Below are 14,070 nucleotides of genomic sequence, written 5' to 3' on the forward strand. Positions count from 1 at the left end.
CGAGGGGGTCGCAGGTTCAAATCCTGCCACTCCGACCAGAGAAAACAAAGAGTTAGCGCATCCCGACTTCGGCGCTCCACCTGCCCCTCAAGCGAGATTACTCGCGTCCCCCGCCCGTCGGATGGGCGAATTTCTATTCGCCGTGCATCTGTGACCCGGCCGACAGCGATGCCTGTTGCGCTGGACAGTAACCAGACGGTCTCAACCGGCCGCTTGATGCTTTCGTGCGTGCGCTCGCGGACAGTTTCCGGTAACATCCCGACTGGTACGCGCGTCCCCCTCAGCGGAGGCCAAAAAAGCTCAAAATCGCTATCACGATGACCACAGCTCCAACGAGCCAAATGATATTGTTCATGATCTCTCTCCTGTTGCCTGGGAAGCCCGCGCCTCTGGCAGAGAACGCGGGCCGACCAGCCTTTGCCGACTGATCCGCAGCAGACACCAAATCGTGATCCCGGCTGCGGGAAATAAACCATCAGGCACGCCTAATGTTCCGCCGTTTGACGAGATCCAGCGATGACCAGTGAACGTTCGGGTCGATGCCGGACGACCGGAACCAAAGCGATCAGAGGCAGTTTATCCAATGAAGGGCTAATTAAGAAAATGGAGAAACTGCAATGAAAACAATGATCATGTGCGCGTTGGCGCTTTCCCTTGGACTGCCCGTTGTGGCTTCGGCAGCCGAAGCCGATGTGGTTGTTAGAACCCATCATCGACATCACGAAAGCGTCAAGATCATCAACGAAGACGGTCAGCGCTTGCACCACCGCCGCCATGGTACCGTAGCGTTCTATGACCATGGGCGCCGGCATCATCACCGCGATACTGTTGTCGTGACAGGTTCCGTCTCCACCCATCGTCAACACCATCGGCACCATCCCGTTGTGATCGAAAACGACGGGTACTGATCGCAGATCTCCGGCCCGATTCTTGATGAGTCGGGCCACGAAAGGCCTTTTGGCACGCATCCTGGGTCATGCTTTGGCGGCGCCGTCGGCAAGACCATTGCGCCCCACAGACTTAGGTCCGACCCCTCCCCGACCGAAGTCCAGGGTTGGAAACGTTTGCCCTTGCCCCAAATTCGAGTGGCGGGCAAAAAATGATCAATGAACTATGAGCAGCAGCATGTCGAACCGTGAGACCAAGAAATCCTATGCCCTGAGCATGCGCATGACAGAGATCAAAGCCAGGATGCAGGAAGCCCAGATTACCGAAGACGAGATGAAGACCTTCCAGAAGGTCGCAGCCATCATGGAGGGCGGCGAGGGCCCAATCGAGGTTGACGATCTGATTGCCGCGTCATTCCTCACCGAGACGACGCTGAACAGCCAGAAGCGTTAAGCGACCATGCCGACGATTTGCAGACTTTTTGATTCCCCCGTCGATGCGGCGCGGGTCGCCAGCGACTTGGTGGCAGCCGGAATTCCTCGCGTACAGATCGCGATCATCGGGCCTTACAATGACGAGGCGGGATCCCTTCGGGTTTCCGCTTTGGGATCGTTATTTGGCGCTGCCGCCGGCGGGTTGGTCTGCCTGAGTGCCGTTGCGGCCTATGGCATCAATCCTGTTGCTGCGGGCGTATTGCCAACAGCGGTGGCTGGCGCGGTCTGTGGCGGCGTTGCCGGTCTGTTTGGAACATTCGCCACGGCCGCCATAAAGGCGGATGATCAGGAGGTTGCCGAAGGGGTCGTTCTGGTGACGGCGCATGTCGATGAAAATGACGCCGACATCGCTCAGACAGTGCTCGGCGGTTGCCCCCCGTCGAGGTTCGTGGCCGAGGCAGCGTAGGAAAGGCCGCCCCGACGTCGCCGGAACCGGTACTCTCCGTTTGCCAGCGATTGAGCCCAACACTCGGCAGATAGCAATTCCAGTGACTGAGATGTTCCTGCGTCGGCCGCAAAGGCCGGGCCCAGTGGGAGGTTTCTTCGAGGCCGCATATTTTGACGAAAAGGTCTGTCGGTCTTAGGGTCGTGAACTTGATGGAGTCAGTGAACGGCGGGCCGAGTGCGACATGAATTTGAATTCAACCACAGCCTCGCTCTTGATTCTCGTGATGACGCTGGTTCTCGTCGCTGGCTGTTCATCGCTCGGCAGAACCGTCGATCCAGCGAAATACGATTCGATGACGTGCACCGACCTCAACAGGGCGATGGGAGACGTCGCCCGTGACATCTCGCAAACGGCAATCACGCGCGGCAAGGTCGCCAACACCAATGTTCCACGCTGGCTGCTCGGCGGCTCACGCGTGAAGACCGCGGTGGCCAACCGTGAAACAGCCAGGATCGACCGGCTCAAGCAGCAACAGGATGCCATTGCCGCTGTGCGAGCACGCAAGTGCCCGAGCTCCACAAATTGAGCGGACAGCCAGTGTATCGGTGCGAAGCCTGGTTCAGGCGCTCAGGCGAAATCGCGTCACGTCGATCGCGGCGGCCATCAGCGTCTGTGTGTAAGCGTGCCGCGGATCGCTGAAGATCGCCTCGGTCGGCCCCTCCTCGACGATCTTGCCCTGTTTCATGACGATGATGTAGTCGGCCATGGCGCGCACGACCGACAGATCGTGGCTGATGAAGAGGTAGGACAGTTCGTGGTCGGCCTGCAGCTTGCGCAGCAGTTCGACGATCTGCTTCTGCACCGAGCGGTCGAGTGCCGAGGTCGGCTCATCCAGCACCACCAGCTTGGGCTTCAGGATCATGGCCCGCGCAATCGCGATGCGCTGCCGCTGGCCGCCTGAGAATTCGTGCGGGTAGCGGTTGCGGGCGTTAGGATCGAGGCCGACCTCGCGCAAAGCCTCGACCGCGCGCTGGTCGCGTTGCTTGCCGGAAAGATTGGGCTCATGCACCAGAAGCCCTTCGGTGATGACCTGGCCGACGGTCATGCGCGGTGACAGCGAGCCGAACGGGTCCTGGAAGACGAGCTGCATTTGACGCCGCAGCGGCCGCATCGCCTGCCGGTCGGCCTGGGAAATGTCGCGATCGCCGAAACGGATAATCCCGTCGCTCGGCAACAGCCGCAGCAAGGCGCGGCCGAGCGTCGACTTGCCCGAGCCGGATTCACCAACGATGCCGATGGTCTGGTTGCGCTGCAGACGGATCGAGATGTGATCGACGGCACGCAGCATCAGCGGTTCACCAGCAAGAAACCCGCCGCCAATCCTGAACGTCACTTCGACATTTCTGCCTTCGAGCAGCACCGGAGCATTGGCGGGCGGCGGCGCCTTGCTGCCGGTCGGCTCGGCCGCCAGCAGCATTTTCGTATAGGCATGCTGGGGATTGACGAAGATGGCCTCCGCCTCCCCCTCCTCGACAACCTGGCCCTGGCGCATGACATAGACCCGATCGGCAAAGCGGCGGACGATGCCAAGATCGTGGGTGATGAAGACGATCGCCATGCCGAGCTTGCGCTGCAATTCGGCCAGAAGCATCAGGATCTGCGCCTGGATGGTCACGTCGAGCGCCGTCGTCGGCTCGTCGGCGATCAATATGTCAGGGTCGTTGGCGAGCGCCATCGCGATCATCACACGCTGGCGCTGGCCACCCGACATTTCGTGCGGATAGGATTTCATCCGCCGCTCGGGATCGGGAATATGCACCAGCCGCAGCAGCTTGAGCGCCTCTTCCCGCGCGTCGGGGGCATTCAGGCCCCGGTGCCGGCGGATCGGCTCGATCAACTGATTGCCAATCGAATAGAGCGGATCGAGTGAAGTCATCGGCTCCTGAAAGATCATGCTGATCTTGCGGCCACGAACCTGGTTGAGCTCGGATTTGCTGAGCGTCAGAAGATTGCGGCCGCGATAATCGACGCTGCCTGTCGCTTCGCCATTCGATGCCAGCAGGCTCATTGCCGCCATCATCGTCTGGCTTTTGCCGGACCCGGATTCGCCAACCACGGCAACGGTCTCGCCAGATTTGACATGGATGTTGATGCCCTTGACCGCCTCGACGGCGCCGTCCAGCGTGCGGAAGCGGACACGCAAATCCTTGACGCTGAGGATCGTTTCGGAAGCAGCCATCTCGGCGATCCCCATCTTAGCGATCCCTTGGGTCGAGTGCGTCGCGCAGGCCGTCGCCGACGAAATTCAGCGCGAACAGCGTCGAGACGAGGAAGAAGGCGGGGAACAGGAGCAGCCAGTTGGCGGTGCCGATGTTCTTGGCGCCGACCGAGATCAGCACGCCCCAGCTGGTCATCGGCTCCTGCACGCCGAGCCCCAGGAATGACAGGAAACTCTCCAGGATGATGACCTGCGGCACCAGCAGCGTCATGTAGATGACCACCGGGCCGAGCAGATTGGGAATGACGTGGCGCAGCAGGATACCGCGCTGGCCGACACCCATGGCTTCCGCCGCCTGGACATATTCCTGCCGGCGGATCGACAGCGCCTGGCCGCGCACGATGCGCGCCATGTCGAGCCACAGCACGGCGCCGACCGCCAGGAACATCAGCACGAAGTTGCGGCCGAAGAACACCACCAGCATGATGACGAAGAAGATGAAAGGCAAGGAATAGAGCACGTCGACGATGCGCATCATCACCTCGTCGATTTTGCCGCCGGCAAAGCCGGCAGCGGCCCCGTAGACCACGCCGATGACCACCGCCACGACACCCGCGAGCAGGCCGATGGCCAGCGATATGCGCCCGGCCATCAGCGTGCGCGACAACAGGTCCCGGCCGGTGTTGTCGGTGCCGAACAGGAAATATTGCTGCTTGATCGAGGCGCTCATCGTCACTTCGAGACCGTCGGGCGACTTGCTCTCGATCTTGGTGCCGTCAAAGGCATCGGAACGGTCGAGATAACGGATGTTGCGATCGTCGATCGGCCTGGTCGACTTGACGGTGACGAAGACCTGGTTGCCTTCCTGCCGCCACTCCTTGATGTCGACCCGCATGCGCTTGATCGCTTCGGTAAGCGCCGTCTCGACCATGTCGGCCTTCGGATAGGCTGACAGGCTTGGCGGCATGCGCACATAGTCGGCATAGATGGTAGTGTATTGATGTGGCACAAACCACGGCCCGAACACGCTGACGACACCGATCAGGGCAAGGTAGTACAGGCTGAACATGGCGGCGCGATTGGCCTTGAGACGCGCCCAGGCATCCCCCCAGAGTGAACGGCCGATGACGGCGGGGGCGGCTGTGGCTGCGATGTCAGTCATAGCGCACCCTCGGATCGACGACCGCGTACATGACGTCGACGATCAGGTTGAAGACAATGGTAAAGATGGCGATCACCACCACCGTTCCCATCACCAGCGTGTAGTCACGATTGAGCGCGGCATCGACGAAATAGCGGCCAACGCCTGGAATGGAGAAGATCGTCTCGACAATGACCGAGCCGGTCAGCAATGCCGCCGCCGCCGGACCGGTGAAGGAGACGATCGGCAGGATGGCGCCGCGCAGCGCGTGCTTGACCACCACCGACCAATCGGACAGGCCGAGCGCGCGCGCCGTGCGGATGTGATGGGACCGCAAGGATTCGATCATCGAGCCACGCATCAGCCGGGCGACGATGGCGATCTGCGGCAGAGCGAGCGTCAACACCGGACCGACCTTGTTGATGAAAGCGCCATCGCCCCACCCACCGATCGGCAGCAGCCTCCAGGTCAGCCCGAACAGGAGTTGGATCACCGGCGCGATGACGAAGGTTGGGATGGTGCTGCCGGCCGTCGCCAGCGCGATCACCGTATAGTCGCCAAGCTTGTTCTGGTTAAGCGCCGCAATGGTGCCGAGCACACAACCGAGCAGCAGCGCCAGGACGAGCGCCGAGGCGCCGAGTTGAACCGATATAGGCAGGCCCTTGGCGAAGAGTTCGGTGACGGTGAAGTCCGGCATGTTGTAGCTCGGGCCGAAATTGCCGCGCAGCAGATTGCCGAGATAATGGACGAATTGCAGCCAGAGCGGGTCGTTGAGGCCGAACTGGGCTTCGAGATTGGCCTTGATCTCGGGGCTCAGTCCCCGCTCTTGGTTGAATGGGCCGCCCGGCGCGACGCGCATCAGGAAAAACGCCATGGTCACGATGACGAACAGCGTCGGGATGGCGGTCAGAAGCCGCCGTAATACGTATCGCAGCATCGGTGCCCCGCTTGATCCAGAGCAACGCGCGTCCAGCCGGACGGTTGCGCTCTAGCCTTCAAATCTTCGCACCGACATGCCGAAAATCGATTCCGGTTTCCGGACCGATGCGATGGCAAACCAGCACCGCCGCGCATTGAGTTGCGCGGCGGCCCGGCTAAGGATCAATCCTTGCTGATGAAGCGGGACGGATGGATGTCCATCACATTGTCGTCGAAGCCATGCAGCTTCGAGGAAACGATGTCGTGGAAGCTGTAGTAGAGAAGCGGAATGTTACCGACGTCATCGACAAGGATGCGCTCGGCTTCAGCGAGGTCCTTCATGCGCTCTTCCGGCTTGCCGCCGGCAGCCGCCGCTTTGTCCATGGCCGCTTCATATGCCGGGCTGACATAGCTCGAATAGTTGTTGCCGCTGGCCTTGCGGGTGATGCCGAGGAAGGTCTCCGGATCCTTGTAGTCGGCGATCCAGGCGGCACGCGCCACGTCGTAGTCGCCCTTCTGCTCGAGGAAGGAGTAGTGGGTCTTGGTGTCGGTGTTGACGAGCGAGACGTCGACGCCGAGCGGCTTCAACTGTTCCTGGATGGCGACGGCCGTGTTCTTGTGGTTTTCCGAAGTGTTGTAGCGGATCTCCATCTTCAATGGATGCTCGGGCGTATAGCCGAGTTTCTCGAGGGTCTTCTTGGCAGCGTCCTCGCGGTCGATCTGCGATATGTCGGCGTATTTGGCCGTTGCCGGCGTGTAGCCCGCGATGCCCGGAGGCACCATCGAATAGCCAGGCAGCATCGAGTTCTGCCAGACCTTCTCGGCGAGGAAGTCGCGGTCGATCGCCATCGAGATGGCGTTGCGCAGTTCGACATTGTCCCACGGCGCCTTGTCGGTCTTGATCGCATAATAATAGGTGCCGAGATAAGGTCCGACGCGGACCTGGTCGCCGAACTTGGTCTTGAGGTCAGCGAGCTGTTCGGTCGGCAGGTCGCCGTAGCTGTCGAGTTCGCCGGCCTCGAAGCGCTTCATCGCCGATGAGCGGTCTTCGGTCGGGATATAGTTGACGACGTCCATCTTGACGGTCGCGGCGTCCCAGAATTTCGGATTCTTGACCAGCTTCATGTGGTCGTTGGGAATCCACTCGGCCAGCGTATAGGCGCCGTTCGAAACGAGATTACCCGCCTTGATCCAGTCGGCGCCGAGCTTGTCGATCGAAGCCTTGTTGACCGGATAGGTGGCCTGATGGGTCAGCATCTCCAGGAAGTAAGGCGTCGGCGCCTTCAGCGTGACTTCGAGGGTATTTGCATCAATCGCTTTGACACCCATATCCTCCGGCTTGCCCTTCTTGGTGTTGACGTCCTCCGCACCCTTCACCGGGTACAGCATCGAGGCGTATTCGGCAGCGGTGGCCGGATCTTCCAGCCGACGAAACGAATAGACGAAGTCGTCCGCCGTCACCGGGCTGCCATCCGACCAGAGGCCATCCTTGCGCAGCTTGAAGGTGTAGACAGTGCCGTCGTCGGACACTGTCCAGCTTTCGGCCGCGCCCGGAATGAGGTTCGTCTTCTGGTCATGCATGACCAGGCCCTGGAACAGGTCGCGTATGATATCGGCTTCGTAGACTGTCGAGGTCTTGTGCGGATCGACCGTCTCCGCTTCGGCGGCGCTGCCTCTGTTATAGACGGTCTCGGCGAAAGCCGGCGTGTAGAACGTGCCAGCGGCCAGCGCCATGGTCGTGGCGAGCACCGTCGCCTTCAGCATGTTTTTCAGCATGAAGTTCTCCCTGTCGGCGCTGCCGTTGGCGCGCCTATTAAGTGTTGACGCCCTGGAGCCGATATCTGACCCCTTGAGCGCGCCGCTGGTTCCCGTCCTGCGGCTCGTGCCCAGACACTAACGCGGAGAATTTTTATTTCAACAGACTCTCTGGGTCACCCAAAGTAAGGCGGACGAAGGCTATGGCGTGGCCGCTGAAACACCAGCCGAAACCAGAAGCTTGACTTGGTTTCTTCACCTCGACGCCATTTTTCACCGCGAATCGGAGCCACGCCAGTTTGCCGGAATGTCTTAATGCGTTCTTAAGCAACCACAGGTTACATTATGATTGCCTTCTATACAGTTCGATCTCAGACGCGTGGCGGCTATGAGCAACGGAGCAAGTAAATTGCCCAAGGTCTTTCAATTGGTGCGAAAATTTCAAGAGGAACGTGGAACTTCTGCGGTTGAATTTGCCTTACTCTCGCCGATCTTCATTCTTCTCCTACTCGGAATGGTTGCATACGGTATATATTTCGGCGCCGCCAACTCGATCCAGCAGATAGCGGCGGATGCGGCCCGCACGGCCATTGCCGGGCTGAACCAGACCGAGCGCCAGACGCTCGTGGCGAGCTTCGTCACCAACAATGCCGGCGGATATCCCTTCGTGGATGTCAGCAAGTTGACCTACCAGGCCAACGACAGCGCGGCCGATGGAAGCCAGTTCGTGGTGGCCATCCAGTACGATGCCCGCAACCTGCCGATCTGGAACCTTTTCCCGGGGATAGCCATGCCCGGGACCACCATCAAGCGCCAGTCAACGATCAGGGTCGGGGGCATTTAAATGCTGCTGCATGCGTGCAATGGGATCGGTCGGCTTGCCCGGTTGATGCTGGGTGACAGGAAAGCGAACTTCACCGTCATGGCGGCATTGAGCGCGCCGGTGGCGCTGGCGCTGGCCGCGGTGGCCATCGACGAAGCCTCGATCTACACCGAGCGCCGCGAAGCACAGGCAATGGTGGATCTGGCGGCGATCACCGCCGCCTCGAATATGACCAAAGTCAACACCGCGGTTGTCACCACGCTGACCGACAACGGCATGCCAGGGGTTGTCGTTCAAAGCTCGGGACAGACGATCGAGCCGGCGGCCGGCAAAACCGTCGTGACGGTCACACCCGGGCGATATGTGGTATCCGGCGCCAATGTGGGCCAGCGTTTCCAGGCCAGCATAACACCCTACAATGCCGTCCGTGTCACCCTGAAGAAGATCCCGGCCCGCTATTTCGCGAGTTCGCTGATCCCCACTCCCGTCATCGGCACCCAAGCCACCGCCAGCATGACGCCGCAGGCGACGTTCTCGGTCGGATCGAGGCTCGCCAGCCTCAATGGCGGCATCCTCAACGCGCTTCTCGGCGGACTTCTCGGCAGCAACATCTCGCTCAGCGTCATGGACTACAACGCGCTGCTCTCCGCGGATGTGAGCGTGCTCTCCTTCGTCGACGGCCTTGCCACACAGTTGAACCTGACCGGCGTGTCGTATACGGATGTGCTGGCATCGAAGGCGACCGTCGGCCAGATCGCCACGGCCATGGCCAATGTGCCGGGGCTTGGCAACACGGCCAAGGTCGCCCTGCAGACGATCGCTTCGAAGTCGACCAGCACGGTCAAGATCCCGCTCAGTCATCTGGTCGATCTCGGCTCCGTCGGCAAATTGGGCCTCGGGCAAAGGCCCGCCGGCCTCGGCGTCGATGCCAGCGCCTTGGGAATGCTGACGGCCGCCGCCGGACTGGCAAACGGTTCGAAGCAGGTCGACGTCGCCCTCGGCGCCACCATTCCCGGGGTGCTGTCGACCACGCTCGCCATCGCCATCGGCGAACCGCCGCAATCCTCGCCATGGCTGGCCGTTGGAGAAGCCGGCACCGTGGTGCGCACCGCGCAAACGCGCATCAAGCTGCTGGTCACGGTCGGCGTCGGCAATCCAAACCTGGGCGGCGGCATCAGCCTGCTGTCGGTCAAGCTGCCGCTGAATGTCGAAGTGGCCTACGCCGAGGCCAAGCTGACCGACATCAGCTGCCCGACCGGCCCCGACAGCCTGAAGGTTACCATTGCCGCGAAGCCCGGCGTCGCCGCGGTGAACCTTGCCGCCAGCGACGCCGATAACAGCCCCACCGCTTTCGCCGATTTCAGCAACCCGCAGTCGTTCTCCGACGCCAACATAGCGAATGTCAGCCTCAATCTGTTGCTGCTAAAAATCCCGCTAATACTGGTGAAGGGGTCGGCGGGTGCCGATATCACCAACGTCAGCCCGACCAACCTGGTCTTCAACAAAACCGAGATCGCCGCCAAAACCATCAAGACGACGCCGACACGGGACCTGACTCAGACGCTGACAACATCACTGGTCGACAAGTTGTCACTCTCCGTCAACGCGCTGGGTATCCTCGGGCTTGACGTAACCGCCCTGCTCGGCGCAGTGAAACCTGCGGTGACGACGCTCTTGAAAACCGTGACCGCACCAGTCGACACATTGCTTTACAATCTGCTCGATACGCTCGGCGTGCATCTCGGCGAAGCCGATGTCCGGGTCACCGGCGCGACATGCGGACGTGCGGTGCTGGTGCAGTAACGGTCCGGGTATCAGTCGAGCCTGCCAACAAAGGCTCCGAGCGCTGGCAGCAAAAGCTCGGTCTCGACGACCGCGGCATTGCCATCCAGCTGTACAACCGCTCCGATATCCCCCGGCAACGGCCAACTGGCCGGTCCCTCGGCGAAATTGAAGACACAGAGCAGTCTTTCGCCGCCGCCCTCGCGGATGAAAGCCAGCACGTCACCCTCGGCGTCGAGAAAGCGGATCGAGCCTGATACCAGCGCCTCATGCTCCCCGCGCAAGGCCAGCGTGGTCCGATAGGACTTCAGCACCGAGGCCGTGTCGGCATTCTGGGCGTCGACCGCGCGGGTGCGATGGCTGGCCGGTATCGGCAGCCAGGGCTTGGCCGTGGAGAAGCCTGCATTGTCGGCGCCGGCCTCCCAGACCATTGGCGTGCGACACCCATCCCTGCCCTTGACGCCTGGCCAGAAGCGGATGCCGACGGGATCGCGCAGATCCTCATAGGCCAGCTCCGCCTCCTCCAGGCCGAGTTCCTCGCCCTCATAGAGGCAGATCGAGCCGCGCAGGCAGGCGAGCAGCATGATCGAGAATCTTGCGACCGCGTCGGGATCGCTGCCCGGCCTTGTCCAGCGGCTGACATGGCGCACCACGTCATGGTTGGAGAACGCCCAGCAGACCCAGCCGTCGGAGACGGCCGCTTCGAAGGCTTCGACGCAGCCGCGCACATGCGCGGCCGAGAACTGCGGACCGAGCAGGTCGAAAGTGTAACACATATGCAGCTTGTCGCCGCCTGAGGTGTAAGCGGCGAGCGTCTGCAGCGAGCGGCCTTCATCGCCGATTTCGCCAACCGCGGCGCGGTCGTCATATTCATCGAGCAGCGCCCTGAAGCGGCGCAGGAACGTCAGGTTTTCCGGCCGCGTCTTGTCGAACAGGTGCTCCTGGTAGAGGTAGGTGTTGGTCTCGCCGTTGGTGCCGGCGACGCTCGACGCCAGCGGCGGATTGCTGCGCAGCCAGCGGTCGTGGACATAGTAATTGACCGTATCGAGCCGGAAGCCGTCGACGCCGCGCTCCAGCCAGAACCGCACCGTGTCGAGAAGCGCGTCCTGGACCTCCGGGTTGTGGAAATTCAGGTCGGGCTGCGAGGCAAGGAAATTGTGCATGTAATACTGCCGGCGGGTCGAATCCCATTCCCAGGCCGGGCCACCGAAGACAGAGAGCCAGTTGTTGGGCGCGCCGCCATCGGGCTTGGTATCGGCCCAAATGTACCAGTCGGCCTTGGGATTATCGCGGCTGGCGCGGCTTTCGACAAACCAGTCGTGCTTGTCGGACGAATGCGACAGCACCTGGTCGATGACGATCTTCAGGCCGAGACGATGCGCCTCGGCGACCAGCGCATCGAAGTCCTCAAGCGTGCCGAACATCGGATCGACATCACAGTAATCCGACACGTCGTAGCCCATATCGGCCATCGGCGACTTGAAGAAAGGCGACAGCCAGACGGCGTCGACACCAAGCGAGGCGACATGAGCGAGCCTCGACGTGATACCGGCGAGATCGCCGCTGCCGTTGCCGGTCGTGTCCTGAAAGGAGCGCGGATAGACCTGGTAGATGACGCAGCCGCGCCACCATCCGGTCCTGTCACCTGCCGCCATTGCGCTTCTCCCCTGTGCCGGCTTGCGCTCGTTCGATCATGAAGATCACCGCCCGTCCCGATATCGGTCGCGAGCTGTCCGCCGCATCCGGCGCTTTGATGGCTGGAGTCCAGAAGAATCCGTCTCGCTCAGGCAAGGTGAACATGCAGGCTCGGCGATCGCCGTTGATGATGACGGCAAGGCGGCTGACGCCACCCAGGATCATGACGAGGCGGTACCGCTGCGGGTCCTGCCAGCACTGTTCATTGAGCGGCGCGCCTGTCTCGGTCAGCCATGCGACGTCCGGCATCCCCGAACCTGCCTGCGGCTGGCCAGTTAGGAAGCTTGTATCGAAGAGCGCCGGCATCGACCGGCGCAGCCTCGAGAGTTCCGCCGTGTAGCGCTCCAGCGCCTGGTCACGGCCGGCCCAGACGAGCCAGGTGATCTCGTTATCCTGCGCATAGGCGTTGTTGTTGCCTTGCTGGGTGCGGCCGAATTCGTCGCCCGCGGTCAGCATGATGGTGCCGCGTGAAGCAAACAGCGTGGCGAGCAGCGCGCGCTGATCGTTCAGGCGAGCAGTTGGTATGGTCGGATCGTCCGCATCCCCTTCGACGCCGTTGTTCCAGGACAGGTTTTCATTGTGGCCGTCACGGTTCTGCTCGCCATTGGCTTCGTTGTGCTTGCGCTCGTAGCGCACGATATCGGCGAGCGTCATGCCGTCATGGGCGGCGATGAAATTGACGGTCCGACTGGCGTTTTGCCAGTTCGTTGCGAACACATCGGACGAACCGGCAAGCCGGGTCGCCAGCGCACCGACCATGCCGGCGTCGCCGCGCCAGAAGCGTCTGACATCGTCGCGATACTTGTCGTTCCATTCGAGGAAGGGCGGCGGGAAATTACCGAGCTGATAGCCGTCGGAACCGATGTCCCACGGCTCGGCGATCAACACCCGATCGGCCAGCAGCGGGTCGTCGCGCATCGCTCTCAGCAACGGCGCCTCGGCATCGAATGTTCCTTCAACCCTGCCCAGAATGGGCGCCAGGTCGAAGCGGAAGCCGTCGACGCCGGCATCCCTGACGAAATGACGAAGCGTGTCGAGGACCATCTCCTGGACGACAGGATGGTCGCAAGCGACCGTGTTGCCGGTGCCGGTATCGTTGGCTAGCCCGCCGTCTGATGAGTGCCGGTAGTAGGCCTGGTTGTCCAGACCGCGCAGTGACAACGTCGGGCCAAGCCAGTCGCTCTCGCCGGTGTGGTTGAAGACGAGGTCGAGGATGACGCCGATGCCAGCCTCGCGCAGCACGGCGACCGTGTTTCGCAACTCCATGATGCCGCCCGGCGCCAAACGCGGATCGAGGGCCATGAAAGTCACGGGATTGTAGCCCCAGGCATTGCGCAGCCCGAGCGGCGGCAAATGTCGCTCGTCGATCGACGCGGTCACCGGCATCAGTTCCACCGCGCCAACGCCGAGTTTTTTCAGGTGCTCGATAATCACGGGATGAGCGAGAGCGGCAATGGTACCACGCAATTTTTCCGGAACATCCGGATGCAGCATGGTGAAAGCGCGCACCGGCACTTCGTAAATAAGGCCGCCCGGCTGGAATAGCGGCGGCGCAGCCTGCACCGGCTTCGGCAGCGCAGCGGCAATCGCCTTCGGCATCAGCGGCGCGGTATCGGCGCCCTCGCCCCGGCGCTGGGCCAGCCGCCAGTCATAGGTGTAGGACCTGTCGATCTCGACGGCATAAGGATCGGTCAGGAGCTTGGCGGGATCGAACCCCAACCCGCGCTCCGGCGCGTAGTCGCCATCGGCGCGAAAGCCGTAGCGGATGCCCTGGCCAAGGCCCGCGACGAACAGCGCATGGACGCCCTCGCCTTCCGGCTGCAGCTCGAGGCGTTCGATTTCCCGCTTGCCCTGCTCGTCGAAAATCGAGACCCAAAGCCGGCGGGCGGCCTGCGACCAGGCGGCAAAGCGGATGCCGCCCTCCGAGACAAGTCCGCCAAATCGCGACCGATCAGCGGCCGGCATCGC

General features: G+C 61.9%; 12 protein-coding genes. 5 read left to right on the forward strand and 7 right to left on the reverse strand.

The window, feature by feature from the left end:
• Positions 1-485 precede the first annotated feature (485 nt).
• Positions 486-947: a hypothetical protein gene (locus EOA13_RS37965; protein WP_164780232.1), complete on the reverse strand. Its 462-nt coding sequence runs from the start codon at positions 945-947 to the stop codon at positions 486-488.
• 178 nt (positions 948-1,125) lie between these two features.
• On the opposite strand from EOA13_RS37965, the gene EOA13_RS21325 reads away from it, so the two are divergent.
• The 3 genes from EOA13_RS21325 (at position 1,126) to EOA13_RS21335 (ending at position 2,356) form a co-directional block, all read left to right on the forward strand.
• On the forward strand, positions 1,126-1,341 hold the full coding sequence (locus tag EOA13_RS21325) for a hypothetical protein (protein ID WP_127295641.1): 216 nt from the start codon (positions 1,126-1,128) through the stop codon (positions 1,339-1,341).
• Positions 1,342-1,347: 6 nt separating this feature from the next.
• A complete protein-coding gene (locus tag EOA13_RS38835; protein WP_023808494.1) occupies positions 1,348-1,788 on the forward strand; it encodes a hypothetical protein in 441 nt (146 codons plus the stop codon).
• A 223-nt stretch (positions 1,789-2,011) separates the two neighbouring features.
• Positions 2,012-2,356 (forward strand): hypothetical protein, encoded by a 345-nt coding sequence (locus EOA13_RS21335; RefSeq protein ID WP_127295643.1) that lies wholly within the window; start codon positions 2,012-2,014, stop codon positions 2,354-2,356.
• A 33-nt stretch (positions 2,357-2,389) separates the two neighbouring features.
• Here the strand turns inward: EOA13_RS21335 and EOA13_RS21340 are convergent, their stop codons facing one another.
• The 4 genes from EOA13_RS21340 to EOA13_RS21355 all read right to left on the reverse strand — a co-directional run bounded on the left by EOA13_RS21340 (position 2,390) and on the right by EOA13_RS21355 (position 7,823).
• The gene (locus tag EOA13_RS21340) at positions 2,390-4,009 is read right to left on the reverse strand and encodes an ABC transporter ATP-binding protein (RefSeq protein ID WP_127295645.1); all 1,620 of its coding nucleotides are present in this window, start codon (positions 4,007-4,009) and stop codon (positions 2,390-2,392) included.
• Positions 4,010-4,025: 16 nt separating this feature from the next.
• Positions 4,026-5,150, reverse strand: coding sequence for an ABC transporter permease subunit (locus EOA13_RS21345; protein WP_127295647.1), 1,125 nt, complete (start codon positions 5,148-5,150; stop codon positions 4,026-4,028).
• Positions 5,143-6,066 carry an ABC transporter permease subunit gene (locus EOA13_RS21350; protein WP_027035849.1) on the reverse strand — a complete coding sequence of 308 codons (924 nt, stop codon included), beginning with the start codon at positions 6,064-6,066 and terminating at the stop codon, positions 5,143-5,145. The genes EOA13_RS21345 and EOA13_RS21350 overlap by 8 nt, the downstream gene beginning before the upstream one ends.
• A gap of 164 nt (positions 6,067-6,230) precedes the next feature.
• A complete protein-coding gene (locus EOA13_RS21355) occupies positions 6,231-7,823 on the reverse strand; it encodes a peptide ABC transporter substrate-binding protein (protein WP_127295649.1) in 1,593 nt (530 codons plus the stop codon).
• 367 nt (positions 7,824-8,190) lie between these two features.
• On the opposite strand from EOA13_RS21355, the gene EOA13_RS21360 reads away from it, so the two are divergent.
• Both EOA13_RS21360 and EOA13_RS21365 read left to right on the forward strand, forming a co-directional pair.
• Positions 8,191-8,646 carry a TadE/TadG family type IV pilus assembly protein gene (locus tag EOA13_RS21360; protein ID WP_164780233.1) on the forward strand — a complete coding sequence of 152 codons (456 nt, stop codon included), beginning with the start codon at positions 8,191-8,193 and terminating at the stop codon, positions 8,644-8,646.
• A complete protein-coding gene (locus EOA13_RS21365) occupies positions 8,647-10,428 on the forward strand; it encodes a TadG family pilus assembly protein (protein ID WP_127295653.1) in 1,782 nt (593 codons plus the stop codon).
• A gap of 11 nt (positions 10,429-10,439) precedes the next feature.
• Here the strand turns inward: EOA13_RS21365 and EOA13_RS21370 are convergent, their stop codons facing one another.
• Together EOA13_RS21370 and glgX are read right to left on the reverse strand one after the other, a co-directional pair.
• Entirely contained in the window at positions 10,440-12,062 is a 1,623-nt protein-coding gene (locus EOA13_RS21370; protein ID WP_127295655.1) for an alpha-glucosidase family protein, read from the reverse strand.
• A complete protein-coding gene (gene glgX / locus EOA13_RS21375; protein ID WP_127295657.1) occupies positions 12,049-14,067 on the reverse strand; it encodes a glycogen debranching protein GlgX in 2,019 nt (672 codons plus the stop codon). Before glgX ends, EOA13_RS21370 begins: the two co-directional genes overlap by 14 nt.
• Between the last annotated feature and the right edge of the window lie 3 nt (positions 14,068-14,070).

It is taken from the genome of Mesorhizobium sp. M7A.F.Ca.US.011.01.1.1 (assembly GCF_003998295.1).
GTDB lineage: Bacteria > Pseudomonadota > Alphaproteobacteria > Rhizobiales > Rhizobiaceae > Mesorhizobium.

Bases quoted from the DNA above. Each gene is read 5' to 3' on its own strand.
- EOA13_RS21325 (WP_127295641.1), top strand. From the start codon at position 1,126: ATGTCGAACCGTGAGACCAAGAAATCCTATGCCCTGAGCATGCGCATG.
- EOA13_RS38835 (WP_023808494.1), top strand. From the start codon at position 1,348: ATGCCGACGATTTGCAGACTTTTTGATTCCCCCGTCGATGCGGCGCGG.
- EOA13_RS21335 (WP_127295643.1), top strand. From the start codon at position 2,012: ATGAATTTGAATTCAACCACAGCCTCGCTCTTGATTCTCGTGATGACG.
- EOA13_RS21340 (WP_127295645.1), bottom strand. From the start codon at position 4,009: ATGGCTGCTTCCGAAACGATCCTCAGCGTCAAGGATTTGCGTGTCCGC.
- EOA13_RS21345 (WP_127295647.1), bottom strand. From the start codon at position 5,150: ATGACTGACATCGCAGCCACAGCCGCCCCCGCCGTCATCGGCCGTTCA.
- EOA13_RS21350 (WP_027035849.1), bottom strand. From the start codon at position 6,066: ATGCTGCGATACGTATTACGGCGGCTTCTGACCGCCATCCCGACGCTG.
- EOA13_RS21355 (WP_127295649.1), bottom strand. From the start codon at position 7,823: ATGCTGAAAAACATGCTGAAGGCGACGGTGCTCGCCACGACCATGGCG.
- EOA13_RS21360 (WP_164780233.1), top strand. From the start codon at position 8,191: ATGAGCAACGGAGCAAGTAAATTGCCCAAGGTCTTTCAATTGGTGCGA.
- EOA13_RS21365 (WP_127295653.1), top strand. From the start codon at position 8,647: ATGCTGCTGCATGCGTGCAATGGGATCGGTCGGCTTGCCCGGTTGATG.
- EOA13_RS21370 (WP_127295655.1), bottom strand. From the start codon at position 12,062: ATGGCGGCAGGTGACAGGACCGGATGGTGGCGCGGCTGCGTCATCTAC.
- glgX (WP_127295657.1), bottom strand. From the start codon at position 14,067: ATGCCGGCCGCTGATCGGTCGCGATTTGGCGGACTTGTCTCGGAGGGC.